Below are 23,476 nucleotides of genomic sequence, written 5' to 3' on the forward strand. Positions count from 1 at the left end.
ACAAAAAAGAGCATGTCCGGGGTCTATGCGACCCTGGCCATGCTCTTCGTTCGTTCCGCTACGATCTCGCCCGGGACAGGTGCAGCTCGATGCCGTCGAGAATGCGCTCCAAGCCGAAGTCGAAGTCGTTCTGCGCCTCGCTCTTGTTGCCGTCGTCTTCTGTATAGACGCCCGCCGCTACGATGGGATATAGCGCGGGATAACGCTCGGGCGTGACCAGCTGCCTCAGCGCCTCCCCGTACATAAGCCCCGAAAAGCTTTCCGGATTACCGCCTGCCTCGATCGCCCGGTCCATATCCCGCATCATGATGGCGTAAAAGCGGGAATAGCCGCTGACCAGCAGCACGGTGGACATTTTCTCGTATTCGCTAAGCGGCAGATCCCGCAGGATGCGCAGCGGCCAATCCACCATTTTCAGATTGTTAGGCGTAATCGGCACGCCCATGATCGGAACGTCCGTGAACCACGGATGCGCGCGCATGAGCCGGATGCAGGTCTCCACGTATTCTCTTAGCTGATCCCGCCATCCCTTGCCTTCGCTCTCCTCCGGTATCTGAATGTCGCAGACCGCCTCCGTCATGAGCATCAGCAGGTCATCTTTGCTCTTAATGTAACGGTACAGTGACATCGTCGTAAAACCAAGCGAGCTCGCCACCCGGTTCATCGATAACGCCGACAGCCCTTCCCGATCCGCGATGCCGACGGCCGCGTCCACGATCTTGCCGACGCTCAGCTCGCCCTTCGGACCTCTCGTCGACGGCTTCACCAGCCCCCAGGCCAGCTGCGCGCCGTGCGGCAAGCTGTTCAAGCTGTCCTCGTCCATCGTATCGTTGCCGCTCATCGCGCAAGCCTCTTTTCCGCAAATTAATTGTATATGGTGTATACAGTATAACACAGACCGAGAGGCGTCGCACGTAAGGCCTGATCGTCGATTCAGTTTTGAGGAGAATCTGTATGGCGTTTCTTGTTTATCCATCCGAAGGTAAAAAAACAGTATAGTTTGCCCAATTTTTTTTAGGATTATGCTACAATGGACATTCAATATCGGTATGGCCGAATTACGAGGTGACAAACTGCAATGATGAATTCTTCCCCTCTGACGGACGCGAGAGCTCAGATCGGCAGCACGGAAAGACCCCCGAGGAGAGCGGCGAGAAGATCCGTCGTGCCGTTCGTATTGTTATGGCTTTTGCTGATCGGCGCCGGCGTCGCCTGCACGATCTGGTACACGGGACAGCAGCGGGAGCAGGTATCCGCGCAGCTGCAGCAGCAGACAGCAAGCCAGATCGCGGCGCTGCAGCAGGATTACCGCGCCAGATTGGACAAGCTTGAGAGCGACTACGCCGCGCAGATGGCGCAGCTCTCTTCGAAGGTCGACGCGCTGAACGAGCTGCTCACTTTCACGCAGGACAACGCCAGCGACAAGACCGACAACAGCAACAAGCTGTATACGCAGATCAGCGAATTGAAAAAGCAGCTGGACCAGCTGAAAAAAGAACTGGACGTGCTCAAATGAGAACGGGCGTCCAGCAATTGAACCGAACCGTGCTGCTCGCTTGCGCGCCGTTTCTCGGCATGATGATCTGGCTCATCGCGGCGGGCGTCAAGCCGGAGGCGCCGGACATCGGTCCGCCCCCGCAGACGCCCGGCCCTTCGCTCGCCGGCTACGTCGAGCCGCAGATCGAATCGCTCGATCGGGCCGGCGCCATCGCCAAGGACATCTCGGCCTCCGTCAAGCGCGTATCCGAGCTGTATACGAAGACGAACAGGAGCATGAGCGCGATGATGTCCACCGCCAGGGCGCAGGTCGGGCGGCCCGCGGCGATCTATGACAGGCGCATCTCCATCAAGCTCGGCTACCCGCGCGACTCCGTGCAATCGGACAAATTGACGGCTCAGCTTTACACGATCCGCGCGCAGTACTTCAGCGGCTATGCGCTCAAGGTCAGGCTCAAGAGCGACAAGGCGATGTCGATGGCGCTGGCAGGGGGGCAAGCCGGGCAGCTCGGAGACGACGCTCGCGGCCGTCAAGCGGACCGGGGCGATCGCGGGCGTCAATGCCGGAGGCTTTGCCGACCAGGGAGGCAAGCGTTACCCGCTCAGCACGACCGTCGTCGGCGGCGAGTACGTCACAGGCTTCGAGCCGAGCTTCAACGATCTTTTTTTCGTCGGTTTGAACGAAAACCTGAAGCTTATCGGCGGCAAATACAGCAATAAATCGCAGCTGGACAGGGAGAAGCCGAAGTTCGGCGCCTCCTTCGTGCCCGTGCTTCGCAAAAACGGCGTCAACCTGCCTATCCCCGCCAAATGGCGGACGAGCCCGCTCCGCGCGCCGCGCACGGTCATCGCGAATTACAAGGACAATCAGATCCTGATGATCGTCATCGACGGACGGGGCGAGGACGGCAGCTCGGGCGCCACGCTAGATGAGCTTCAGATCCTGCTCTCCCGCTTCGGGACGATCGACGGCTACAATCTGGACGGCGGCGGCTCCTCCACCCTCGTGTTCAAGGGCAGAGTCGTCAACAGTCCTTCCGACGGGCAGCTGCGGCGCCTGGCGACGAATTTCCTTTTCTTCAAATAAAAGAGGCCGCCGCCGGCCTCTTTTTTTACTTCATACGTTTTGCGCGGTCAACCTCCATCAGGCGGTCATCGTCCTGAAGTAGCGGTATATCTTCGCCAGCTTCTCCTTCTGTTTGCCCCGCGGGCTTTCCATGTTGCCGAACTCGAAAAATTTCACCTTGCCAAAGCCGACGTATCGCAGCAGCGCCTTGCGCATGAGCGTCTTGTGCGCGTTGTACAGCCAGAGCGGCATATACACGGCAGGCCCCTTCATCGTCGACACGCATACGGCGGTCTTGCCTTTCAGCAAGCCTTCCGGCAGCATTTTTCCATTGTCCCGATAGGCGAATCCCGAAGCGAACATCCGGTCGATAAAGCCGAGCAGCATCGCAGGCGGCCTGCCCCACCAGATCGGATAGACGAAGACGAGCTTGTCGGCCCGCTTGATCATCGCCCGGTATCGCTCGAGCTCGGGGTCGGCGTGCATGTCCCTTCTCCTTTTTTCCTCGTTGAATACGAGCACCGGGTCGAAGCCATCCGCATACAAGTCGAGCACCTCGATCTCCTCGATCGCGGCATTCTCTCCGCTCCCGCGCACGATCTCCTGCAAAAACGCGTAATTCAAGCTTCGATGATTCGGATGGGCGAAGATGACGAGCAGCTTCATGGCCGCGCCTCCTATATAATTATCATATGATAACTATAAAATAGCATGACGCCAATTAGTTGTCAAATGATCATTTTTATTTGATAATGATTTTGTTATCGTTTAGCGTACGAGGTGATTGTATGGACAAACAGGTTCTGTTTTTAAAATTTTTCGATTTTATAACGTCCGTCCATCAGACGACGCATGCGTTTTCTAAAGGCGCGAAGCTTGAAGACGTTACGCCCGTTCAATATAAGATGCTGGAGTATGTCGCGGTCAGCCAGCCCGTCACGCTCAGCAGCATCGCCGACTGTACCCATATGTCCTTGCCCAATACGAGCCGCGAGATCAAGAAGCTGATGCAAAAAGGGCTTTGCGAAAAAGTCGCGGATACGGACGATCGGAGGAAGCAGCTCATTCGTCTCTCGGAAAAGGGCCAGCAGCTGATGAACGGCATTTTCGGCCATATGCTGTCGCAGCTCGAGGGGCGCATCGGGACCTTGTCCGACGAAAAGCTGAAGGAGATCGAGCAAGCGCTCGACCTCCTTCACGATCAGGTATTCCGTGCGTAAGTTCATGAGACGCGAGCTGTTCAAAGCCCGCGTTTTTTTCATATCCGCGCTAGCTCTGCGGCCTGTTGTACCCGCGTTCCCCGAACGGCTGCAGCTTTTCGACCCACAGCTCGGCGAGGGCGTCTACCTCTTCCTGGTATTTTTTCAGCTCGGCGCGGTCGGTTACCGTCTCTTCCTTCGGCTTGATCCGATCCAGCTCCGAAAATTCGAACGCCTTGCCCCCGTAACGATCCCAGTCGGCCTTCAGCTCCGGCAGCGTATTATTGTTCATTTGCCTCATGAATTCAAACCGGTTGCGGGCGCCGTCCAGATCCATCGAGGAGCGGACGAGCACCTTCCCGTTCTCCGCGTTGCGGATCTGATAGACGCCCATCGCGCGAAAAGTTTGCGCGTAGGCGTCGGCCAGCTGCTTTTTGCGCTGTTTGTCCATCGTCAATACCCCATCTCCTTCAAAATGTCCGCCAGCGTCTTCAGCCGTTCGCCGATCAGCTCGCCGTCTCCTTCTAGCGCGGCGCCGAACAACTTGATGTCCTCGCGGATGCGTTCGTTGTCCGTGCATACCGCCACCGTCATCGCATCTCCCTGCAGACCGATCCGGTCGATGACCGGGTTGTCCGGATCGTACAACGCTTCATGACGGTAAGCTTCGCGAAAATGTCCGAGGCTGCGCGCCACCAATATCGCAAGGTCGAGCACGCGGTGAAGCGGAAGCTCCTCCGATTGGCGGGACCACTTCTCCCCGTATATCGCCATACCTTCGCCGAGATGTCGACCTTGCCGCGGTCGTTCCACTGCGCGAGGCCGAGCGAGAGGCCCTTTGCGTCCGTATGGCCGGCGTATCGGCCGTCCACGTTTTCGTAATTTTCCGAGACGATGACAGGTTTATGCTTGAGCGATGTCGGGATTTTCAAAAGATAGCCCTCACTTTTTATTTAGTAAATTAGTAATTTACTAAGTTTGTTCTTTAACTATATCGAATGAAAACCTACCGGTCAATCCCGCCGAGCGCAAAAAGGCAGGGCAGGCGTTCCTCGCGTCCGACATCCGAACAAGAAAAAACATCGACGCCAACGCCTCCTATCCCGGCGCTCGTACCGATGTTTTTTGAATTTTATGTATAAAGGTCTATCTCAACCAGCCACGCTGGCCTCGCTCAACGCCATTTATAGAAAGGACGCCAGTTCAGCGTCTCCTTGGCGAGCGCGTTGGCGAATAAAGGCGCCGTCCCGCGGAGATTCGCGCGAATGTCCGTCACTTCCGGGTAGTGCTCGGCGATCAGGACGGCCGTATCCCCTTCGCTCAGCACGTCGTCGCCCGTGATATTCAGCGATATCGACCCGCCTTCCAGCGGCGCGGTTAACGCAGCCGCGCACGCGGTTGCCGCATCCCGGATATCGATATAGCTCCACAATATGTTGACGAATCGCTCGGGATGGCGCGCATCCGCCGCCATTCTCTCGTACTCTTCGGGCGCCGCGATCAGCGAGAAGCGCAGGTTCGCGATCTCCAGGCCGCTTCTGCGCGCGAACATGGCCGCCGATAATTCGCTCACGGTCTTGGACAGCCCGTAGCCCTCCTGGGGAAGCTGCGGATGCGCTTCGTCAACGGGCAAATACGCGGGCGCAAAGGGCTTGGACGCCCACGCAAATCCATAGCAGGACGTGCTCGATCCCATCACGATGCGCCGAATGCCGAGCAAGTCCGCGGCCTCCAGCACGTTAAAGCTACCCAGTACGTTGTTCGCGAAAATCGTATGGTGCGGATATCCGACCGGCGCCGGGATCGCCGCCAGGTGTATAACCGCGTCCGCCCCCTTTAATCCACCCGCCACTTGTCCGAGATCGCTCATGTCCACGCGGATCTGCCGGCAGGGAAGGCCCTCTGCGAGGCGGTGATCCAGCGACACGACTTGATAGCCTTGCCGGCGCAGCTCCTCGATGACGTATCGCCCCAGCTTCCCGCTGCCTCCGGTAACCGCGATCGTGCGCATGCGATTTCCCTCCTCTCTCATGGCCGAACGATCGTGCCGTCGGCTTTGCGGTCCAGCGGGTACGGCGAATGATAGCTTTGGCGCGACCATCCGTCGCCCGTCAGCGCGGCGGCCATCGCCTCGTCGATGTCGATGCCGAGCCCGGGCTTGGCCGACGGATACAGATAACCGCCGACCCGTTCGATATGTCCGGGAAATGCGGCCAATTCCTCCGGCCGGAAGTGATTGACCTCCTGAATGCCGAAGTTCCAGATCGCCATGTCCAGGTGCACGGCGGCCGCCTGGTTGACGGGATCGTTCTCCCCGCCCTCCTGCCAGGCACTGCGTACGCCGAACGCTTCGGCCAGCGCCGCGATCTTGCGGCATGCGCTGATCCCGCCGGCTTTGGAGACGCGTACGCGGATGAAGTCGATCAGGCGCTCCGAGATGAGCGGCAGCCACTCCTGCGGATTCGTGAACAGCTCGCCTACAGCCTGGGGGGGTCGCGCATTGCTGCCTAAGCTGCCTGTACCATCCGGCCTGATCCGGCGGCAGCGCGTCTTCGAGGAAAAACAGGCCGTACGGCTCGAGACGCCGCGCCAGTCGCACTGCATGAATCGGAGACAAATGCTCGTGCACGTCGTGCGTAAATTGGACGTCGTCACCGAACGCGACCCTGAGCGACTCGAACATGGCCGGGATGGCGTTCGCGTATAGGTGCTCGTCGAAAACGTGGCCGTCGGTCCGAGCGCCGCGGGGAACGTTGGCGCGATCCGCGCCCACGAAGCCGCCGCCGCCGTAGCCGCCCATCTGCACGCGCAGCACCGTATAGCCCTCTTCAATAAACCGGGCGACGTCCTCTTTGAGCTCCGCGACGTCCCTCCCTCCCGCGTGACCATAACAAGCGACCGCCGAACGGGCGGCCCCCCCGAGCAGCTGGTACACGGGGAGTCCCGCCTCCTTGCCTTTAATATCCCAGAGCGCCATGTCGATGCCGCCGATCGCGGTGTTGAGCAACGCGCCGCTGCGCCAATAGCCGCTATGGTGCATGAGCTGCCACAAGTCTTCGATGTTGGCCGCATCGCGGCCGATCAGCAGCGGCCCGAGCAGCTGCTCGACGATCTGCACGACCGCTTCCGGATTGAAGAGGTCGGTCGCCGAGCCCAAGCCGTACAGGCCGTCCTGGTCCGTCGTCACCTTCACGATCGTCCAGGTCCCGTTTTTCCTCGTCCGTATGCACGCGACGCCGGTGATTTTAGCCATTTGCGCGATCGCCTCCTTCGGTTAGCCTCATTCTACTTCACGCGTACGCCGCGATTAATGAGACGATGACAAACTTAAGTCGGCGATCTTAGCCGATTCGAGACGATAGCGAAGACAAAAAAAAGAAGCGCTCGGCGCGCTTCGTTCTCTCGTCTACTTTACTTCTATATAAATCGTCCGCCATAAATGGTCCGTCGCATAAGCTCCGCTCTCTACCCGATCGCAAGCCTTGCCTGCGCCTCCAGCAGCAGGAGCTGCTCCCGCACCAGCACGACTTCGCCGATCACGATCAGCGCGGGATTGCTAATTTTCATCGCCTCGGCGAGCTTGTGAATATGCGTTAGCTCCCCCCGTCACGACGCGCTGCCGGTCGGTCGTGCCCCGTTCGATCAGGGCGACCGGCGTGGACGGCGGCTTGCCGTGGCGAAGCAGCTCCGCCCGAATCTCCTCCAGCCGTCCGATGCCCATGTACACGACAAGCGTGTCGACGCCGTGCGCCAGCAGGTCCCAGCGAATCGGAGCCGCGTCCTCCCGGCAGCGGTTGCCCGTGACGACGGCGAACGAAGCGGCCAGGTCGCGATGCGTGAGCGGGATCCGGCTCGAAGCCGCGGCGCCGATCGCCGAAGTGACGCCGGGCACGATCTCGCAGGGGATGCCGCGCTCCGCGAGCGCGAGCGCCTCCTCGCCGCCCCTGCCGAACACGAGCGAATCGCCGCCCTTGAGCCGGACGACCGTCCGGCCGCCGAGCGCATGCTCGATCAGGAGCGCTTCGATCTGCCGCTGAGGCATCGCGTGCTGCCCCGGGCTCTTGCCGCAGTAGAGCAGCGTGGCGCCCGGCTTGGCATAATCAAGCAGCTCCGCGTTGACCAAGCGGTCATACAAGATGACGTCCGCTTCCCGGATGCGGCGGATCGCCTTCAGCGTGACGAGCTCCGGGTCGCCCGGACCGGCACCGACGAGATAAACCGGCGCGGGCCTCATGCGCGCCGCTCCGCGTGCAGCGTCTTAGGTGAATCCAGCGCGGACAGCGTACCTGCCGTCAGTCCGATTCCCTTTTGCGACAGGTAGAAAAGAATGCCCGTAAACACAGCGCCGCCGACGAAGTTGCCGATTAGCACGGGAATCTGGTTCCACAGCAACCAGTCCCCGAAGCTGACGTCCGCGCCGAGCAGCATGCCCGCCGGGATGACGAACATGTTGACGACCGCGTGCTCGAAGCCTTGCCCGAAAAACGTCACGATCGGCAGCCACATCGCGACGATCTTGCCGAGCGTCGAAGTCGAGGTCATCGCCATGACGACGCCGAGCGTCACCATCCAGTTGCACAGAATCGCCTTGATGACGACAAGGACGATCCCGTCCGCGCCCAAATGCTTGTAGCCGATCGTTTTCGTTTCAGCCGCGGTGATCAGCGTCTGGGCCAGCGGGCTCGCCATGTCGGAACCCATCTTGGTCGTCGTCAGATCGTACAGAACGGCATAGACGAAGCACCCGATTAGATGTCCCGCGATGACCCAGCCATAATTTTTGAGCATCTTGCCCAGGGTCGTTTTCTTTTGCAGCACGCTTAAGGGGATGAGCGCAAAGCTGCCGGTCACGAGCTCCAGGCCAAGCAGCACGATCATGACGAAGCCTACCGGAAAGATGACCGCGCCCGCCATCCCGATCTTCGTCTGCGCGACGGCCGTGAACGCCAGCGTCGTGGCGAAGGCGAGGATCGCCCCGCCGAGGAAGCCCCGTACCAGCATTTGCGAGGCGCTCATCTCCGCTTTGGCGGCGCCGCCTTCGATCATCGCTTTCAATACTTCCTTCGGTTTAACGAAATCCATGCGCTCATCTCCCTGCTGCGTAAATGGTTTAAATCGTAATATAGATGGAGCCCGCTGCGTCTACTTCGGTCTCATAGGATGTCACGCACCCGTCGTCCGGCTCGTATACTTTTCCCGTCTTCAGGTCGATCTTCCAGTCGTGCAGCGGACAATGGATCGCGGTACCGCACACCATCCCTTCCGACAGCTTGCCGCCTTTGTGCGGGCAGCGGTTCTCCACGGCACGAATCTGTCCGTCGGACAATTTAAAGATGGCGATCTCCAGCTCCTCGTGCCGGTACGTACGAGACCCTTTGGCATCGATATCGGCAACGTGAGCGACCAGCATTTTTGTCATGTTCTCCGCCTCCCAGTCCTTAGTTCAGCGGCGCGGGCACCGCGAGCGCTTCGAAGTTTTTGCGCAGCTCTTTGTCCTCGATGATCTCTTTCCAAGGATCTTTAATGTAGCTGAGCGCGGTCTTCATCCGTCCGTGTAGCGCTTTGCGCTCCGCGGGATCGTCCAGCGCGGCTTTGATGGCATCCAGGCCGACGCGTTCTACCCACACGGAAGTCCGCTCGCCCCAAGTCGCGTTCTCTCTATAATATTGAAGGAACGCGCCACCCCACTCGACGACTTCGTCCTCCGTCTTCACAACGCACAGCAGGTCGGTCGCCCGGACATGCACGCCGCCGTTGCCGCCGACGTGCAGCTCCCAGCCGCCGTCGATCGCGACGATGCCGTAATCCTTGATCGTCGCCTCGGCGCAGTTGCGGGGGCAGCCGGATACGGCGAATTTCACCTTGGCCGGCGCGTTCATCCGCTCGAACTCCTTCTCGAGCCGGATACCCATTCCGATGGCGTCCTGCGTGCCGAACCGGCAAAACGTATTGCCGACGCAAGTTTTGACGGTGCGCAGCATTTTTCCGTAAGCGTGGCCCGACGGCATATCGAGATCCTCCCACATGCCCGGCAAGTCTTCCTTCTTGACGCCAAAGAGGTCGAGACGCTGTCCGCCCGTGAACTTGACCAGCGGAACGTCGTACTTCTCCGCGACCTCCGCGATTTTCTTGAGCTCCGAAGGCGTGGTGACGCCGCCATAGATCCGCGGCACGACCGAATAGGTGCCGTCCTTTTGAATGTTGGCGTGATAGCGCTCGTTGGTGAAGCGGGATTCCTTCTCGTCCTTGTAGCGTTCGGGCCACAGCATGCCCATATAGTAGTTCAGGGAAGGCCGGCACTTCGTGCACCCTTCCGGCTGCTTCCAGTCAAGCGCGAGCATCGCTTCCTTGATCGTCGCCGGCTCCAGGCGACGGAGCCCGGCGACGATCTCGTCGCGGTCCAGGGAGGTGCAGCCGCAGATGCCCTCTTTGACGGCTTCGCCGGCGCGCTCTCCCGCATAGAGGCTGAGCAGGCCTTCGACGAGCGGCTTGCAGCCGCCGCAGGAGCCGGTCGCTTTATTGCACGCTTTGATCTCGCCGACGGTGGCGCAGCCCTTCGTCTCGATCGCGTCCTTGATCGCGCCCTTCGAGACGCCGTTGCAGCCGCAGACGATCTCGTCGTCGGCCATGCTCTCGAGCCGGCTCGCCGGTGAAGCGGCGGCGCCGCCAGGGGCGAAGCCGAGCAGCAGCTCTTTTTCCTTGCCTTTGATCGACTCGCCCTTCTTCATGATCGAGAACAACGACGCGCCGTCGGACGTGTCGCCGAACAGCACGGCGCCGACGAGCCGGTCGTTCTCGATCACGATCTTTTTGTAGACGCCTTCCAACTCATCCTGATAACGAAGCGCGCGCGTGCCCGGCGTCTCCTCGTACTGGCCGGCCGAGAACACGTCGACGCCCGATACCTTGAGCTTGGTGGAGGTCATCGATCCCTCGTAGCCGGCCGTGTCTACGCCCGCCAGCCTTTTCGCCAGCACCGCGCCCTGATCGTACAGCGGCGCGACAAGTCCGTATGCGATGCCTCTGTGCTCCGCGCATTCCCCGACGGCATAGACGTTCGGCACGTTCGTTTCCATGTAATCATTTACGACGATACCCCGGCCCACCGCGAGTCCGGCAGACTTCGCGAGAGACACGTTCGGCTTGATGCCGACGGCCATGACGATCAGGTCCGCTTCCACTTCGCTGCCGTCCGTGAAGCGAAGGCCCTTCACGCGCTTTTTGCCGTAGATCAGCTCGGACTGCTTGCGGAGCAAGAACTTCATCCCTTGCGCTTCCAATTCTTTCTGCAGCATTTTCGATGCCGGTTCGTCTAGCTGCCGGTTCATCAGATTCGGGCTGATATGGACGACCGATACGTTCATGCCCAGGTTCAGCAGGCCGCGCGCCGCTTCAAGACCGAGCAGGCCGCCGCCGATGACGACGGCGTTCTTATACGATCGCGACGCTTCGAACATCGTCTCGCAGTCCGCGATGTCGCGGAAGCCGATGACGCCTTCTTTGTCGGCCCCCGGCAGCGGCAGCATGAACGGACGCGAACCCGTCGCCATGATGAGCGTATCGTAGACCGCTTCCGCGCCTTGATCCGAATAGACCATGCGCGCTTCCGTATCGATCCGGCTCACCGTATGACCGACATGCAGCGCGATGCGGTTTTCCGAATACCAGTCCCAGTCGTTAATGACGATATCCTTAAGCTCCGTGCCGCCGGCGAGCACGGACGACAGCATGATGCGATTATAATTCGGATAGGGCTCGGCGCCGAAGATCGTGATCTCGTACAGGTCGGGGGCCAGCTTCAGCAGATGCTCCAACGCCCGCACGCCCGCCATTCCGTTGCCGATCATCACCAGTTTCTTTTTGTCCGCCATGTTCGCGTCTCCCCCCGTTTCGGATATTTCGTTAGAAACCAAAAAAGCCTGCTTCGCGGCATGGGAAACGAAAATCTCCCATGATACGAAAGCAGGCACCATTGCCGCTTCATCCGAATACGCCATTGTATTCGCGATTGATTAACCCGAATATATTATGAAATCAAATTCATGTCAATATATATAACACGAAAAAATGAAATATCTTTTCGCTCGACACTCTGCTTTCTTTTGTGTTATAAAAAAGTAACGGAGAAAAAGTGTCGCCTTCATTAAGAAGGGCGAACCGATTGGAGAGGAGGGCGTCGATGCGTTCATTGCTCGTTGTTCATAACCATCCGACAGCCGCCGAACGGCTCGAATCCGTCGTTTCCAAGCAGCAGCTTCCCGAGTCGGTCATGCGTGCGGCCGGTTATACGGTAGCGACGGCGCGGGGGGAAGAACAGGCGCGCCAGCGCATCGCGGAAGCCGACGCCTTGATCCTCGACCTGCCCATCCCGGAAATCGAAGCGTGGAGCCGAAGCGTCCTCGAGTGGAAAGTCGTACCGATCCTGTGGTGGTGCAGCGAAGCGACCGCGACGCTGTCCGTCGAAGCCTGCGAAGACGGCGTGATGGCCGACGGCGTGCTTAGCGCATCGATGCTGCCGACCGAGATTCATTGGACGCTGCAGTTCGGGGCCAAGCAATGCTTCGAGCGCCAGCAATGGCATCTCGAACGCCGGCAGCTGCTCGCCAAGATCGAAGAGCGCAAGTGGATCGACATGGCCAAGGGCATCCTGTGCGAAGTGAAAAACATCACGGAGACCGAAGCTTACGACATTTTGCGCAAACAAGCGATGAACGAACGCAAGCGGCTGGTCGACGTCGCGGCCTCCATCGTCAATGTTTACAATCTGCTGCAAGAGCAAAAACAAGGGAGGACGAAGCGATGATCCAGCTGCTCAAGGAAGTCGCCCGCGGCAAGCGCGGCGCCCGCGATCTAACCTACGACGAAGCCGTCCTGGCTGCGGAAGCCATTCTGACGCAAGAAGCGACGCAGGCGCAGACCGGCGCCTTTTTTATCGCGGAACGCATTAAGATGGAAAGCGTAGACGAGCTCGAAGCGTTCGTTCGGGTATCTCGCAAGCATGCGCGCCGCGCCGAGGGACTCGGCATCGGCCTGGATTGCGCAGGGCCTTACGACGGCCGCAAAACGTCCTTTTACGCGACGTTTCCGACGGCCTTCCTGCTCGCGGCCGCCGGCCTGCCGAACGCGCTGCACGGTACCGCCTCCCTGCCGCCGAAGTGGGGCATCACGCTGCAGGACATCGTCGAGTCCGTCGGCATTCCGGCGGCCGGCTTGACGCCCGAGCGGACGCTGCGCGCCTTCGAGCGGTCCGGCGTGTTTTTCGCCTCGACCGAAGCGTGGTGCCCGCCTCTCGGCCGGCTTCGCCAGATTCGCGAGGAACTGGGCATGCGCACGGTGCTGAATAGCGCGGAGAAGCTGCTGGACCTCGGTTCGTCGCCGCGCATCGTGTTCGGCGTCTACCATAATACCGTTTTCGACAGGCTCGCCAGGCTGTTCATCAAGCTCGGCTATGAGCAGGCGCTCATCGTCCAAGGCGCGGAGGGCTCCGAGGACCTGCACATCAATCGCCCGACCCGGGCCTATCTGGTGGAAAACGGCGAATTCCGCCTGCAGATCTTCGATCCCGAGACGTACGGCATCGAGGCCGAGCCGCCGGAGCGGACATGGACGCCGGCCGATCAGCTGGCCGTCGCGGAGGCGGTGCTGCAGGGAGAGGCCGATCTGGCGTACACGAACCAGGTGCTGTTCAACGGCGCTGTCCGTCTGCACCTGGCGGGCAAAGCTGAGTCGGTCGAGCAAGGGCTGTACGCCTGCAAGGCGCTGCTCGACGGCGGCGAAGCGCATGCGGCGTACATGAGCTGGCGGACGGCGCTGCTCGAGCCGGCGAACGCGGCGGCCGCGATGCGCTGAGCGGCGGATGCTGCGGCGGCGATGTACCAAGCGGCGTTTGGCAAAAAAGAGACGTTCCTTCTTTCGGCGGTTGCCGAAAGGAGGAGCGTCTCTTTGTCTTTGGAGCGGCAGACGCAACGCCTGCTCTAGGATAGGCGATTGGCGCGGCACGCGCGGGATTCGGCGCAACGCCTCCTTAAGGAAAGGCGATGCGCCCTCTTTTTTATTGCCCGCGCTGGTAAACGCGGTACAGCAGCACCGCCGCCTCGGCGCGGGTCAGCTCGCCTTGCGGCCGCAGCTTGCCGCCGGCGCCTTGCAGCAGGCCGGCGCCGGCGAGCGCCGCGAGATCCGGTCGCGCATAGGCGGCCGCTGCGGATGCGTCGGCGAACGCGGCTAACGCCGCATCGCCTCCGCCGGGCAGCTCCGCGCCCGCGCTGCGCAGCGCGCGGGTGACCAGTGCCGCCGCTTCCTGGCGGCTGACCGCGTCGCGCGGCCGGAACCGGCCGTCGCCGGAGCCGCCGGCGATGCCGAGCGCCGCGCCGATGCGCACCGCGTCGGCATAGTACGCGCCGGCCGCCACGTCAGCGAATGCGGCGGAGCCGCCAGCCGTCCCTGCGTCCGCATTCAGCTCGAGCAGCCGCACGAGCAGCAGAAGAAAGTCGGCTCTGCCAACCGGCGCGCCCGGGTCGTAAGATCCGTCTTCGCGGCCCTCCACGATGCCGCGGGCAGCCAGCGCCTCGACGGCTTCGCGCGCCCACGCCGTCTTGTCGAGATCGTCGAAGCGACGGTCGACATAGGCTACCGCATACGGACTGAAATGCGTCGTCCGGAAGGTCACGACGCCGCCTGCCGCGTCATACCTTCCGCTGACGACCGGATGCGCCGTCCCTTGGGCGTCGATAAAGCGGATCGTCAGCTTTTCGGGATGGACCGCTTCGTTCGCGTCCGGCGAGTAAGGCACGGAGACGATGGCAGGCGCACCCGCATTGCTCCAAGCGATCGGAACGCCGCCCGACATCAAGGACACGTCGACTGCCGGCCGATCGCCGATGAGCGTCCGCAGTTCCGCGCCCCAAGCCTCTCGATCCACCGCCTGCACGACCAGCGTCACCTTTCCTCCCACGACGCTCGCCAATCCGGCGTCGCTCAGCATATCGCCGGTCACTACTACAGAGCCGAGCGGCGTAGACAGCTCCACCCGGCGATCCCCGCCGCCTCCGGCAAGCGCAGCCGCAGGCAGCTCGACCGCATATCCGTTCGCTCCCGCCGCAGCGGACAATACGACCTTAACCAACTTAACGCCTTCCTTGCCGTAAGCCTGAGCAAGCTCGCTATCGCTCACCGAAGCCCGGACGAGACCGCTGGCCGCATCAAGTGAAGCTGTCGGCATAAGCGTGACCGTGCCGGCTGCCGGCGTCGGGGCTGGCGTAGGCGTCGATGATGGCGTAGGCGTCGATGATGGCGTAGGCGTCGGCCCACCGCCGCCCTCCTCCTCCAGCGCATCCAGCTCCGCCGCGAGTGCCGTCCAGTCCTTGCCCTCGGGCAGAAGGACCACAAAATTGCGCGCCGCATCGATCGACGTGTCGCTCTTCTCAAGCTTCGCCGCAGCGACGGCCGCCTGCGCAGAGGCCAGCGACCAATCCAGGAAGCTGCCGTCCAGCAAATACAGGTCGCCGAACAACGAGAAGTCCTTGCTTGCGCCGATGCCCTGGTTGTATTCCATGTAGCCTTCGCGTCCGCTGCCGTCGTTCTCGTTCAGGAGCAGCGTGAATCCGAGCGCAGCCTGCGGGTCAAAATCAAAACCCGCGCCGTGCAGCTGGTCCAGCGGTATCGCGATCGCATACCGCGTCGCGCCCGCTTCCGCGTCGCGGGTCACCGTCGCTTCGACGCCCGCGCCGAGCGCGCCGGTCTGCAGTCCTTCCGGCGCCTTCCACCGCCACTTGACGATGCTGCCGTCGTCGCGCAAAGCGAAACCGAGCTCGCTCACCTGCTTGCTCGCCGCGCCGGCCCCGCGATTCAGGTCGATGCCGAGCTGAATGCTGTCGCCCTGCCAGATGTCGACGCCCCCGTAGGACTGCTTGTGAACGTCGTCGCGCACGATAATGTCGAAGTACAGCTTGTCGTCATCCCAAGCGACGCCCGCGTCGGCGCTCAGATCCGCCGCGCCGGATCGTCCGCCGCCGGCATATTCGTCCTGCGCGGACAGATCGATCCGCGGCGCGTCCGATACCTCCCCGTTCATAGAGCCGCCGAACGACTGTCCGAGCTTCACCGAGGACATATACGTCCTGCCGTCGTCCAGCGTCACTTTGAACTTCAGCGAAGCGGCCGCTAGGTACGGCAGGTCGATCGCCAAGCTATCTCCATAAGCAACACCCGCAAACCGAATCGGCTTCAGCAGTCCCGCGTATACCGATGGCTGAACCAGCTCGATCTTGCCGGACAGCGCCGCCGCATCGGTCGCATTGGACAGCACGAGCCGCGCGTTCGACCGCTCTTTGTGCGCCGGTTCGAGCGCCGTCTTTTCGAGCCTCAACGCCACCGGCACGAGGTTGGAGCCGCCGACCTTAACGCCGGCTTCGTTCGCGAGCTGGAAGCCGCCCTTGAAAAGGTTGTTCGTAATCGTCATCCGCTCGATGCCGGGTCCCGCGTACACATGCGTCGTTCGCGGCTGCTGGAAGTAGGAATCGTACAGCGCGACGTCGCCGCCGATCGCATTGATCCCCTTTTCGCCGACGGTCGTGAAGTTGCTCTGCTGCATCCGCAGCCGTCCCGCACGGATATCGACCGAGCGCGACGTATCGCCCCACATCGAGGTGTTGAAAAACCGTGCGGTCGCGTCGAAGCCGTCCTCAAGGGTGATGTAAACCTTGTCCGTGGAGCTCATCGACACGAGCTCCGTGTTGACGAACGTCAAGCCGCCTTCGCCGGCGCCCTCCAGATAAACGCCTTTCTTGCTCCCGTCCGTGCCATGGCCGAGCACGGTCGCGACCGGCGCGCCGCCGCTCTCCGCGGCGAAGTGGATGCCATACTGGGAGCCGTAGACGAACGTGTTGAAGATCGTCTCCCCAACGACATGCCCGATGCGGAACGCGTCCAGATGCTCCTTCTGGTAGCTCCATACCTTGTCGAAGTCGGCGTCCGTGGACGGATGGTTCGGGTAGTTGTTGCGTCCGTAATAATGCGGGTTGAACTGCACGTTGCGCATGAACCCGCCTTCGGCGCCGCCGCCGAGATAGATGCCCTCCCTGAGCGGAGATCCCGCCACGTAGTCGATATAATGGCCGCTCGTATCGTAGGTGCCGAAGTCGATGCCCTGATAGGAATTGATCAGCGTCGTATCGATCGCGTAAACGCCGTGCCCCTCGCCGCGGATCGTCCAGGCGTACGGCTTGACGTTGTTCCAGTCCTGCTCGTCATAGTAGACCGACAAGCCGCGTACGCCCGCGGAAGCCTTCAGCGTGATCAGCGCGGTCGCGCCTTCCGGCGCACCCTGGCCGTAGCGGGTGAACAGCACCGTGCCGCCGCCGATCGTATGGTGCGGTACGTCCCAGGAGCCGCGCAGCTCGACGCCCGTCGGCACCGACAACGGCGAGTCGACGCGGTAGATGCCCGCCGGCAAATACACGGTGCCGCCGCCTGCGCCGCCCGCTGCGTCCAGCGCCTGCTGGATCGCGGTCGAAGCGTCGATCGCGCCGGCCCGGTCCGCATTATACGGCGCCGCGGTCGCGTCGAATAGCTGCCGGTTCGCCGGCTTGGGCCTCGCCGCCGCGTCGGTCGGGATGTCGCCGGGCAGCCGTTCGAGCGAATAGCTGGCATTGTGCGTGACGTTGACCTCCGCAGCCTCGCTATCGTCCGTCACCTGCAAGCTGCCGTCCAGGCCCGAGTTCACCGCGTTCAACGATTGCACGGCGCCCGTCAGCTTCACCTGCTTTGCGGCCTTGGCGAAGCTCGACTGGCCTAGGATCAGCGACCCGCCGCCAAGCTCGATCGCATAACGCCCGGACGCATCGTCCCAGCCCGCGAACGCCGCATTTTCGAACGACAGCACGCCGCTGCCCTCGCTGACGACCGCACTCCCGCCGCTGCCGTCGACCTGCACGTCCTGGAATTGCGCGATCGAGTGGAAGCCCGCGGTCGCATAGATCGCGGCCGAAGACTCGCCGACGCCCGCCGCAAAGCCGCTGCGCGTCACCAGTAGGCCGTAATCGTTGACGCCCTCGATCTTAAGTCCGATCCGGCTGTCGCTCACATGAACGTCATACAGCTGCGCGTTCGCCGTCTCGGCGGAGCCGGTGCGCGTCGTCACCCGCATGCCGTTGTCGAATCCAGACAGACGAATGTCCGACATGTACTCCCAGTCGGAACGACCCATCACGATGCCTTCGGCATGCGTCGTCGTATAGGCGCGCAGCTGTCCTGAGTCCGGCGCGCCGGCCAGCCCGGACGCCGCCCAGTAGGACGGCGCGAGCCGGATGCCCTCGAGCCTCCCGATATCGGTCGTAAAGTCGAGAAAAATGCCTGTATGAAGCACGGTACCGTACAGATTTTTCACGTAATGAAGCTCGTTCCATTCCGGTCCGATCTTGATGCCGCCGTAGCTGTTGACCAGCGTGATGTTCTCCATCGTCGCGCTGTCGCCCGGCAATTGCTCGAACGTCCACGGGTACGCCGCCGGATCCGAGAGCGTCTGCTCGGGGTACCAGACCGACAGGTTCGTGACGCCGCTCACCGGCTGCAACTGGATAAAGCTCTCGCCGTCCGCCTGCCCGCGCCCGCCGTATGCAGCCAGAACGGTGCCCTTCACCTGCCCTCCCGCTTCGTCCGGACTGATCCAGTCGCCGCGCAGCGTCACGCCGGTCGGCACGTTCAGATGGCCGTTCAGCCGGTAGGTGCCTGCAGGCGCGAACACGACGCCGCCCCCGTTGCCGCCCGCCGCATCAAGCGCCGCCTGGAACGCGGCCGTATCGTCGCTCGCGCCGTCGGCCTTCGCGCCGAAGTCGAGCACGCTGAAGTCCGCGATGACGACGTCATCCGTCGCGAACTGCGTATCGTACACCTTGGTCTGCATCGCGGTGGACGTGCGCGCGACTTTTTTCACCGACACGCGCGCCACGGTCAGATCCGGATTGTTTTCCGGATTGCCGCCGCCGCTGATGCCGATGCGGAAGTCCGAGCCGTTCGTCCGGTTGGCGAACTTCGCGTCGATCAGCTTAAACGTCTTCGTTTTCCATTGCCCGCTGTTGCCGTACGTGAAGAGCGGCGAGTCCTTGAACGCAGCCGAGAGCGCATCATACTGAAGCACGAAGCTGCCGCTGCCCTGGTCCAGGTACTCCACGGTCACATAAACATCCTTGTCCGCATTGTCGTACAAATAGGCGTCGTCCACGTTCATGTACAAATAAAGCGTGCGGTCGCCCGGCGCGCCGCGATTCGTTTTCCAGTAACCCTTGCCGTCCAGCGTGCCCTTTACGAGACCGGACTCGTTGTCCCCGCCCCGACCGACGATGCCCTGCTCGACCGCCGTCTCGCCGAGGACGATGCTCGCCTCGTCCGATGCGGCCGCCTTCAGCGTCTTCGTGACGACCACCTTCGCGAGCTTCAGCTCCGCGTTCGTCTGCCAGCTCGCGCCGCCGCCCTCGATGCCGAGACGGAAGTCCGCCCCGCCCGTCCGGTTCGCGAAGTTCGCGTCGGACAGCTTGAACGTATGCGATTTCCAGGCGCCCGTATCGCCGTAGCTGAATAGCGGCGCGTCCTTGAAGCCGTTGCCCTCTCCCTGCGCGTCATACTGCAGCACGAGCTTGCCGCTCCCCGCATCGTAATAATCGACCGTCACTTCGACGTCGTACGCCGCCATGTTCACGGAATAGCTATCGTCCACGTTCATGTAAAAGTACAAAATCCGCTTGCTCTCGTCTTCCGCGGATTTGTTGGTTTGCCAGTAAGTTCGGCCGCCCAGCTCGCCCGCGACGAGCCCGTCCGGCACTCCGTCGCCGGGCCGCGCGGAGATCCCTTCCGCCTCGGGCGACGCTCCAAGCGAGATGCTAACGCTTTCATTTCCCGCCAAAACCTCGGCCGCGCTCGCCCGAGCAGACGACTTCCCCGGCCAGCTGCCGATCAGCAGGAGGACGGCGAGCAAGCCAGACACCCATGTCCGCCATGCATTTTTCGTATCAACTCGCATTATTTTACCCCTCCAATGCCTGTTTTGGACAAAAGAAAAGGAAGCCCTCCTCGCGAATCATCGACAGCTATGATGAGTTCGAGGCGGGCTCCCGCCGTTCATGAGCGTATTACTTCTTGGCTGCGAGGAAGGCGTCGACCTGCTTTTGCGTTTCCGCGATAATCTTGTCGAGGCCGTTTTTCTTTTGCTTTTCGATATAGTCGTCGACCGCTTTTTCCGGATCCTTCCCCGTGCCGAATTCGATCGGCTTGTTGAACTCCTCGATGGCCTGGTCGCGCTTGGCCAGCTCGTTTTTCATCGGCTCCTCGGAGACGAACAGGCCGTCGAGCGGCGAATTGACGTTGATCGGCTCGCTGGCGAACTCGGCCTCGTGCAGCCAGAAGTCCTTCGGGTAGGTCGACGTCGGGCGCATGAACTGCGGCTTCCAGAACGCCCATTGTCCGCCCCACTCCATGTAATTGCTCGTCGTCGTGCTCATGCCGTCGGGATAAACGGCCGTATCGCCGTCGAGCTTGTACGTCTTGCCCTCGATGCCGTATTGCACCAGATCGTACAACGTGCGGTCCGTCTCGATCATGTCGAGGAAGCGCAGCACGCGGTCCGGATGCTTGGAGTTGCGGTTGATCGCGGCGACGTTGGCAAGCGGCGTGCGGTTCACCTGTTTCTTGTCCGGATAAATCAGCGACGAGTCCAGCTTAAACGACGGATCGGAGAAGCCCGGATCGGCGTTGACCCATTCGTGCGAGGTGAGCGTGAACACTGCTTTGCCGTTGCGCCATTCGGCCGCGCCGTCCGTCTTGTCGATCATCGCGTCGCGGTTGATCAGCTTCTCGTCATACCACTGGCGCGCCTTGACCGCGGCTTCCTTGTAGAACGGCTGCTGCTCGATCGGCTGTATTTTCATCGACGGATCGCTTAAGTAGTAGCCCAGTCCGTGTTGGTTCAGATCGATCCACTCTTCGCGGATCTTGATCAGCGTCAGCGGCCCCGTACGATTAAGCTTCATGTTCGGGTACGCTTTGCGCAGCTCGCGCAGCAGGTTTTCCGTATCCTCGATCGTCTTGACCGAGTCCTTGGCGACGTTGATGCCCGCCTTCTCGGTCAGATCCGAGCGCCAGGTCACGAACTGCCGCTGGTTCATCTTCATCGTCCACGGCAGGCCGACGATATTGCCGTCGATCGTCGCAGCGGAGAGGGTGCCCTGCTCCTCGTATTTCTTGTACAGGTTCGGCGCATACTGCGGCAGCAGGTCGTTCAGCGCCATGTAGGAGCCTTTGGCCGCCATCTGGTTGTAGGACAGCCAGTCGCCGTCGAAGTTCAGGTCCCAGTTGTCGCCGGAAGCCGCCATGACGAGCATCTTGTCCTTGAAGTCGTTGAACGGGATAAAGTTGATGTCGAACTTGACGTTCAGGCCCTTGTCTTTGACATAGTCGCTGATCTTGGACCATACCTCGTCGGTGGCCGCCTTCTTGTCGCCGCCGAAGTAGAACTTGAGCGTGACCTCGTCTTCGGCCTTTGCCGTCGCGCTTGGACTCGCCGCTCCGCTGGCACTGGCGCTTGCGCTCGAGCCTGCCGTCGCCGTGCCCGACGGACTTGCGTTGCCGTTGTTGTTATTGCCTCCGCAGGCCGACAGCATCGCGCCGAGCAGCATGACGCCGGCGAGGACCGCAGTTGCCGATTTCCCCTTTCGCATGTGAACCTCTCCCCTTAATTGTGAGATATATACTATCACGGCTGAAGCCGGTATAGTCAACCTTTGACTGCGCCTACCATGAGGCCCTTCACGAAGTAGCGCTGGACGAACGGATACAGGAAGATGATCGGCCCGATCGTGATGACGGTGAGCGCCATCTTGATCGATTCGGACGGGATCGTCGCCGAGATCTGCTGCATGGCCGCGGCGTTGCTGGAGCTCTTGAGAAACTCGACGTTGGAAACGAGCGTCCGCAGCAGCAGCTGCAGCGGCTGAAGCTCCTGTTTGTCGATGAACATGAGGCCGAGGAACCAGTCATTCCAGTAACCGAGGGCGACGAACAGGCCGACGGTGGCGAGCACCGGCACGGACAGCGGGGCGATGAGGCGGAAGAAAATCCGGTATTCGCTGGCGCCGTCCATTTTCGCCGATTCGTACAAGTCCTCCGGGATCGCCATCATGAAGTTGCGGATGAGGAACATGTTGAAGGCGTTCGCGAGCGGCGGCAGGATCATCGCCCACAGCGTGTCCTTCAAGTCGAGATACCGTACGCAAATGATGTACCAGGGCACGAGCCCCCCCGCTGAACAGCATCGTGATGATGACGTAGATGGACAGCACGTTGCGGTATTTGAAAGATCGCCTCGCCATGACGTATCCGCCCATGCCGTTCACGATGATGGACAGCGCGGTGCCGATCACGGTGACGAGAATGCTGATGATATAAGCGTCGACGATCCGGCTCGAACCGAGCAGCAGGATCTTGTAGGAACTCAGCGTGACATGGCGCGGGATGAGCGCGTAGCCGTAGTTGACGATGTCGTTCTCGGTGCTGAGCGAACCGGAGACGACCATGATGAAGGGGAACAGGCACGCCAGGCTGAACAGCAGGACGATTGTGCCGATCGCCGCCTGGCTTAGCGAGAATCTTCTGGTAAGCATCGTTATCAGCCTCCTTGCCAATATTGCGGTAGTAGTTGCACGCGCCGCGGGCGGGCGGATCGGGATCAGAAAATCGCCGAGTCTCTGTCGATCCTGCGGGCGGCGTAGTTGCTGGACAGCACGAGCACGAAGGCGACGACGGACTGCAGGAAGCCGGCTGCGGAGGCCATGCCGATATCGCCTGATTGGCGCAAGCTACGGTAGACGAGCGTGTCGATGACGTCGGTCGTCGGGAAGAGCAGCGTGGCGTCGCCGACCATGGCGTAGAACATCCCGAAGTCCGCGTTCATGATCCGTCCGATCGCCAGCAGCGTCAGGATAACGACGGTGGGTCTAAGCATCGGCAGGCTGATATACCGGATCTGCTGCCACCGCGAAGCGCCGTCGATCGATGCGGCTTCATAATACGAGTTATCGATGGACGTGAGGGCGGCCAGGTAGATGATCGTGCCGTAGCCCGTCACTTTCCACCGGATCGCGATGGTCAGGATGAGCGGCCATAGGCCCGCTTCGCTGTAGAAGTCGACGGGTCCCGCGCCGATCCACTCGAGGAACCGGTTGACCGCGCCCGTCTCGTAGTTGAGCAGGTTGTACGTGAACACCCCGACGACGATCCAGGAGATAAAAAAACGGCAGGAAGGTGAGCGATTGCGTGACGCGCTTGAAATATTTGTTCCGCAGCTCGTTCAGCATGAGCGCGAAGCCGACTTCGAAGACCAATCCGACGGCGATAAAGAGCACGTTCAGCAAAATCGTGTTGCGGACCGCGCGGAAGGCGGCGTCGGAGGACAGCAGGTAGTCGAAATTGTTGAACAACGGGTGCATCCAATCGCTCCCGAAGATGCCTTTCTGGAAGTCGAAGTCTTTGAACGGGATGATCAGTCCTGACAGCGGCAGGTAGCAGAACAAAAACAGCAGCGTCGCGACGGGCAGGAACATGACGATCAGCTGATGGTTTTGCGCGAGGTCCCGGACCAGTCCGTTTCGGCGTTTCATGCGCGATGTTCCTTTCTGTTATCGTGATACCTTTATGATAAGGGGGGGCCGTTCGCCGTTCCATGAGCGGA

Annotated in this window: 19 protein-coding genes and 3 pseudogenes; 6 read left to right on the forward strand and 16 right to left on the reverse strand. The window is 61.2% G+C overall.

Going from position 1 to position 23,476, the window contains the following annotated elements:
• Nucleotides 1-58: 58 nt before the first annotated feature.
• Complete coding sequence (locus OMP38_RS11215; RefSeq protein ID WP_277565263.1) at nt 59-841, reverse strand: TetR/AcrR family transcriptional regulator; 783 nt, start codon at nt 839-841, stop codon at nt 59-61.
• A 237-nt stretch (nt 842-1,078) separates the two neighbouring features.
• Between OMP38_RS11215 and OMP38_RS11220 the strand changes: the two genes are divergently transcribed.
• Nucleotides 1,079-1,516 (forward strand): hypothetical protein, encoded by a 438-nt coding sequence (locus OMP38_RS11220; RefSeq protein WP_277565264.1) that lies wholly within the window; start codon nt 1,079-1,081, stop codon nt 1,514-1,516.
• Between the two features lie 148 nt (nt 1,517-1,664).
• Here the strand turns inward: OMP38_RS11220 and OMP38_RS34620 are convergent, their stop codons facing one another.
• A complete protein-coding gene (locus OMP38_RS34620) occupies nt 1,665-1,793 on the reverse strand; it encodes a hypothetical protein (RefSeq protein ID WP_338130500.1) in 129 nt (42 codons plus the stop codon).
• Between the two features lie 140 nt (nt 1,794-1,933).
• Here OMP38_RS34620 and OMP38_RS34625 point away from each other — a divergent pair, with 140 nt between their 5' ends.
• Nucleotides 1,934-2,584: a phosphodiester glycosidase family protein gene (locus OMP38_RS34625; RefSeq protein WP_338130501.1), complete on the forward strand. Its 651-nt coding sequence runs from the start codon at nt 1,934-1,936 to the stop codon at nt 2,582-2,584.
• Nucleotides 2,585-2,641: 57 nt separating this feature from the next.
• On the opposite strand, the gene OMP38_RS11230 is transcribed toward OMP38_RS34625, so the two are convergent.
• Nucleotides 2,642-3,229, reverse strand: a complete 588-nt coding sequence (locus tag OMP38_RS11230; protein WP_277565265.1) for an NAD(P)H-dependent oxidoreductase — start codon at nt 3,227-3,229, stop codon at nt 2,642-2,644.
• A 122-nt stretch (nt 3,230-3,351) separates the two neighbouring features.
• On the opposite strand from OMP38_RS11230, the gene OMP38_RS11235 reads away from it, so the two are divergent.
• Nucleotides 3,352-3,783: a MarR family winged helix-turn-helix transcriptional regulator gene (locus OMP38_RS11235; protein ID WP_277565266.1), complete on the forward strand. Its 432-nt coding sequence runs from the start codon at nt 3,352-3,354 to the stop codon at nt 3,781-3,783.
• Between the two features lie 49 nt (nt 3,784-3,832).
• Here OMP38_RS11235 and OMP38_RS11240 read toward each other — a convergent pair whose 3' ends face one another.
• The 9 genes and pseudogenes from OMP38_RS11240 to nirB form a co-directional block, all read right to left on the reverse strand.
• Nucleotides 3,833-4,213: a GIY-YIG nuclease family protein gene (locus OMP38_RS11240; protein WP_277566781.1), complete on the reverse strand. Its 381-nt coding sequence runs from the start codon at nt 4,211-4,213 to the stop codon at nt 3,833-3,835.
• 2 nt (nt 4,214-4,215) lie between these two features.
• Nucleotides 4,216-4,694 (reverse strand): annotated as a pseudogene (locus tag OMP38_RS11245) (DUF6530 family protein).
• A 242-nt stretch (nt 4,695-4,936) separates the two neighbouring features.
• On the reverse strand, nt 4,937-5,773 hold the full coding sequence (locus OMP38_RS11250) for an NAD-dependent epimerase/dehydratase family protein (protein WP_277566782.1): 837 nt from the start codon (nt 5,771-5,773) through the stop codon (nt 4,937-4,939).
• Nucleotides 5,774-5,790: 17 nt separating this feature from the next.
• Nucleotides 5,791-6,366 carry an enolase C-terminal domain-like protein gene (locus OMP38_RS11255; protein WP_277566783.1) on the reverse strand — a complete coding sequence of 192 codons (576 nt, stop codon included), beginning with the start codon at nt 6,364-6,366 and terminating at the stop codon, nt 5,791-5,793.
• Nucleotides 6,311-7,015, reverse strand: a pseudogene (locus OMP38_RS11260) (enolase-like domain-containing protein); the annotation flags it as partial. The gene OMP38_RS11255 and the pseudogene OMP38_RS11260, both read right to left, overlap by 56 nt.
• Nucleotides 7,016-7,227: 212 nt before the next feature.
• A pseudogene (cobA, locus tag OMP38_RS11265) lies at nt 7,228-7,996 on the reverse strand (uroporphyrinogen-III C-methyltransferase).
• On the reverse strand, nt 7,993-8,844 hold the full coding sequence (locus OMP38_RS11270; protein WP_277565267.1) for a formate/nitrite transporter family protein: 852 nt from the start codon (nt 8,842-8,844) through the stop codon (nt 7,993-7,995). Before OMP38_RS11270 ends, cobA begins: the two are co-directional and overlap by 4 nt.
• A gap of 28 nt (nt 8,845-8,872) precedes the next feature.
• Nucleotides 8,873-9,181, reverse strand: a complete 309-nt coding sequence (gene nirD, locus OMP38_RS11275) for a nitrite reductase small subunit NirD (RefSeq protein ID WP_277565268.1) — start codon at nt 9,179-9,181, stop codon at nt 8,873-8,875.
• Nucleotides 9,182-9,200: 19 nt separating this feature from the next.
• Complete coding sequence (gene nirB / locus OMP38_RS11280) at nt 9,201-11,633, reverse strand: nitrite reductase large subunit NirB (RefSeq protein ID WP_277565269.1); 2,433 nt, start codon at nt 11,631-11,633, stop codon at nt 9,201-9,203.
• A 308-nt stretch (nt 11,634-11,941) separates the two neighbouring features.
• Between nirB and OMP38_RS11285 the strand changes: the two genes are divergently transcribed.
• Nucleotides 11,942-12,565 (forward strand): ANTAR domain-containing response regulator, encoded by a 624-nt coding sequence (locus OMP38_RS11285; RefSeq protein WP_277565270.1) that lies wholly within the window; start codon nt 11,942-11,944, stop codon nt 12,563-12,565.
• A complete protein-coding gene (locus OMP38_RS11290) occupies nt 12,562-13,611 on the forward strand; it encodes an anthranilate phosphoribosyltransferase (protein WP_277565271.1) in 1,050 nt (349 codons plus the stop codon). Before OMP38_RS11285 ends, OMP38_RS11290 begins: the two co-directional genes overlap by 4 nt.
• Nucleotides 13,612-13,813: 202 nt before the next feature.
• Here the strand turns inward: OMP38_RS11290 and OMP38_RS11295 are convergent, their stop codons facing one another.
• The 4 genes from OMP38_RS11295 to OMP38_RS11310 form a co-directional block, all read right to left on the reverse strand.
• Nucleotides 13,814-19,774 (reverse strand): S-layer homology domain-containing protein, encoded by a 5,961-nt coding sequence (locus OMP38_RS11295; protein ID WP_277565272.1) that lies wholly within the window; start codon nt 19,772-19,774, stop codon nt 13,814-13,816.
• 109 nt (nt 19,775-19,883) lie between these two features.
• Nucleotides 19,884-21,467 (reverse strand): extracellular solute-binding protein, encoded by a 1,584-nt coding sequence (locus tag OMP38_RS11300; protein WP_277565273.1) that lies wholly within the window; start codon nt 21,465-21,467, stop codon nt 19,884-19,886.
• A gap of 56 nt (nt 21,468-21,523) precedes the next feature.
• Nucleotides 21,524-21,982, reverse strand: a complete 459-nt coding sequence (locus OMP38_RS11305) for a carbohydrate ABC transporter permease (protein WP_338130561.1) — start codon at nt 21,980-21,982, stop codon at nt 21,524-21,526.
• Nucleotides 21,983-22,474: 492 nt separating this feature from the next.
• Nucleotides 22,475-23,011 carry an ABC transporter permease subunit gene (locus OMP38_RS11310; protein WP_277565274.1) on the reverse strand — a complete coding sequence of 179 codons (537 nt, stop codon included), beginning with the start codon at nt 23,009-23,011 and terminating at the stop codon, nt 22,475-22,477.
• Between OMP38_RS11310 and OMP38_RS11315 the strand changes: the two genes are divergently transcribed.
• A complete protein-coding gene (locus OMP38_RS11315; RefSeq protein WP_277565275.1) occupies nt 23,004-23,297 on the forward strand; it encodes a hypothetical protein in 294 nt (97 codons plus the stop codon). The genes OMP38_RS11310 and OMP38_RS11315 overlap by 8 nt on opposite strands.
• The last annotated feature ends 179 nt before the right edge of the window (nt 23,298-23,476 follow it).

Source organism: Cohnella ginsengisoli (genome assembly GCF_029525555.1).
Taxonomy (GTDB): domain Bacteria; phylum Bacillota; class Bacilli; order Paenibacillales; family Paenibacillaceae; genus Cohnella; species Cohnella ginsengisoli.

Excerpts from the sequence above, each read along its gene's own strand:
- OMP38_RS11250 (WP_277566782.1), bottom strand. The coding sequence starts at position 5,773 with ATGCGCACGATCGCGGTTACCGGAGGCAGCGGGAAGCTGGGGCGATAC.
- nirD (WP_277565268.1), bottom strand. The coding sequence starts at position 9,181 with ATGACAAAAATGCTGGTCGCTCACGTTGCCGATATCGATGCCAAAGGG.
- OMP38_RS11235 (WP_277565266.1), top strand. The coding sequence starts at position 3,352 with ATGGACAAACAGGTTCTGTTTTTAAAATTTTTCGATTTTATAACGTCC.
- OMP38_RS11300 (WP_277565273.1), bottom strand. The coding sequence starts at position 21,467 with ATGCGAAAGGGGAAATCGGCAACTGCGGTCCTCGCCGGCGTCATGCTG.
- OMP38_RS11290 (WP_277565271.1), top strand. The coding sequence starts at position 12,562 with ATGATCCAGCTGCTCAAGGAAGTCGCCCGCGGCAAGCGCGGCGCCCGC.
- OMP38_RS11305 (WP_338130561.1), bottom strand. The coding sequence starts at position 21,982 with ATGATCCTGCCGCCGCTCGCGAACGCCTTCAACATGTTCCTCATCCGC.
- OMP38_RS34625 (WP_338130501.1), top strand. The coding sequence starts at position 1,934 with ATGCGCTCAAGGTCAGGCTCAAGAGCGACAAGGCGATGTCGATGGCGC.
- OMP38_RS11255 (WP_277566783.1), bottom strand. The coding sequence starts at position 6,366 with ATGCAGTGCGACTGGCGCGGCGTCTCGAGCCGTACGGCCTGTTTTTCC.
- nirB (WP_277565269.1), bottom strand. The coding sequence starts at position 11,633 with ATGGCGGACAAAAAGAAACTGGTGATGATCGGCAACGGAATGGCGGGC.
- OMP38_RS11240 (WP_277566781.1), bottom strand. The coding sequence starts at position 4,213 with ATGGACAAACAGCGCAAAAAGCAGCTGGCCGACGCCTACGCGCAAACT.
- OMP38_RS11230 (WP_277565265.1), bottom strand. The coding sequence starts at position 3,229 with ATGAAGCTGCTCGTCATCTTCGCCCATCCGAATCATCGAAGCTTGAAT.
- OMP38_RS11220 (WP_277565264.1), top strand. The coding sequence starts at position 1,079 with ATGATGAATTCTTCCCCTCTGACGGACGCGAGAGCTCAGATCGGCAGC.
- OMP38_RS11215 (WP_277565263.1), bottom strand. The coding sequence starts at position 841 with ATGAGCGGCAACGATACGATGGACGAGGACAGCTTGAACAGCTTGCCG.
- OMP38_RS11295 (WP_277565272.1), bottom strand. The coding sequence starts at position 19,774 with ATGCGAGTTGATACGAAAAATGCATGGCGGACATGGGTGTCTGGCTTG.
- OMP38_RS11270 (WP_277565267.1), bottom strand. The coding sequence starts at position 8,844 with ATGGATTTCGTTAAACCGAAGGAAGTATTGAAAGCGATGATCGAAGGC.
- OMP38_RS11285 (WP_277565270.1), top strand. The coding sequence starts at position 11,942 with ATGCGTTCATTGCTCGTTGTTCATAACCATCCGACAGCCGCCGAACGG.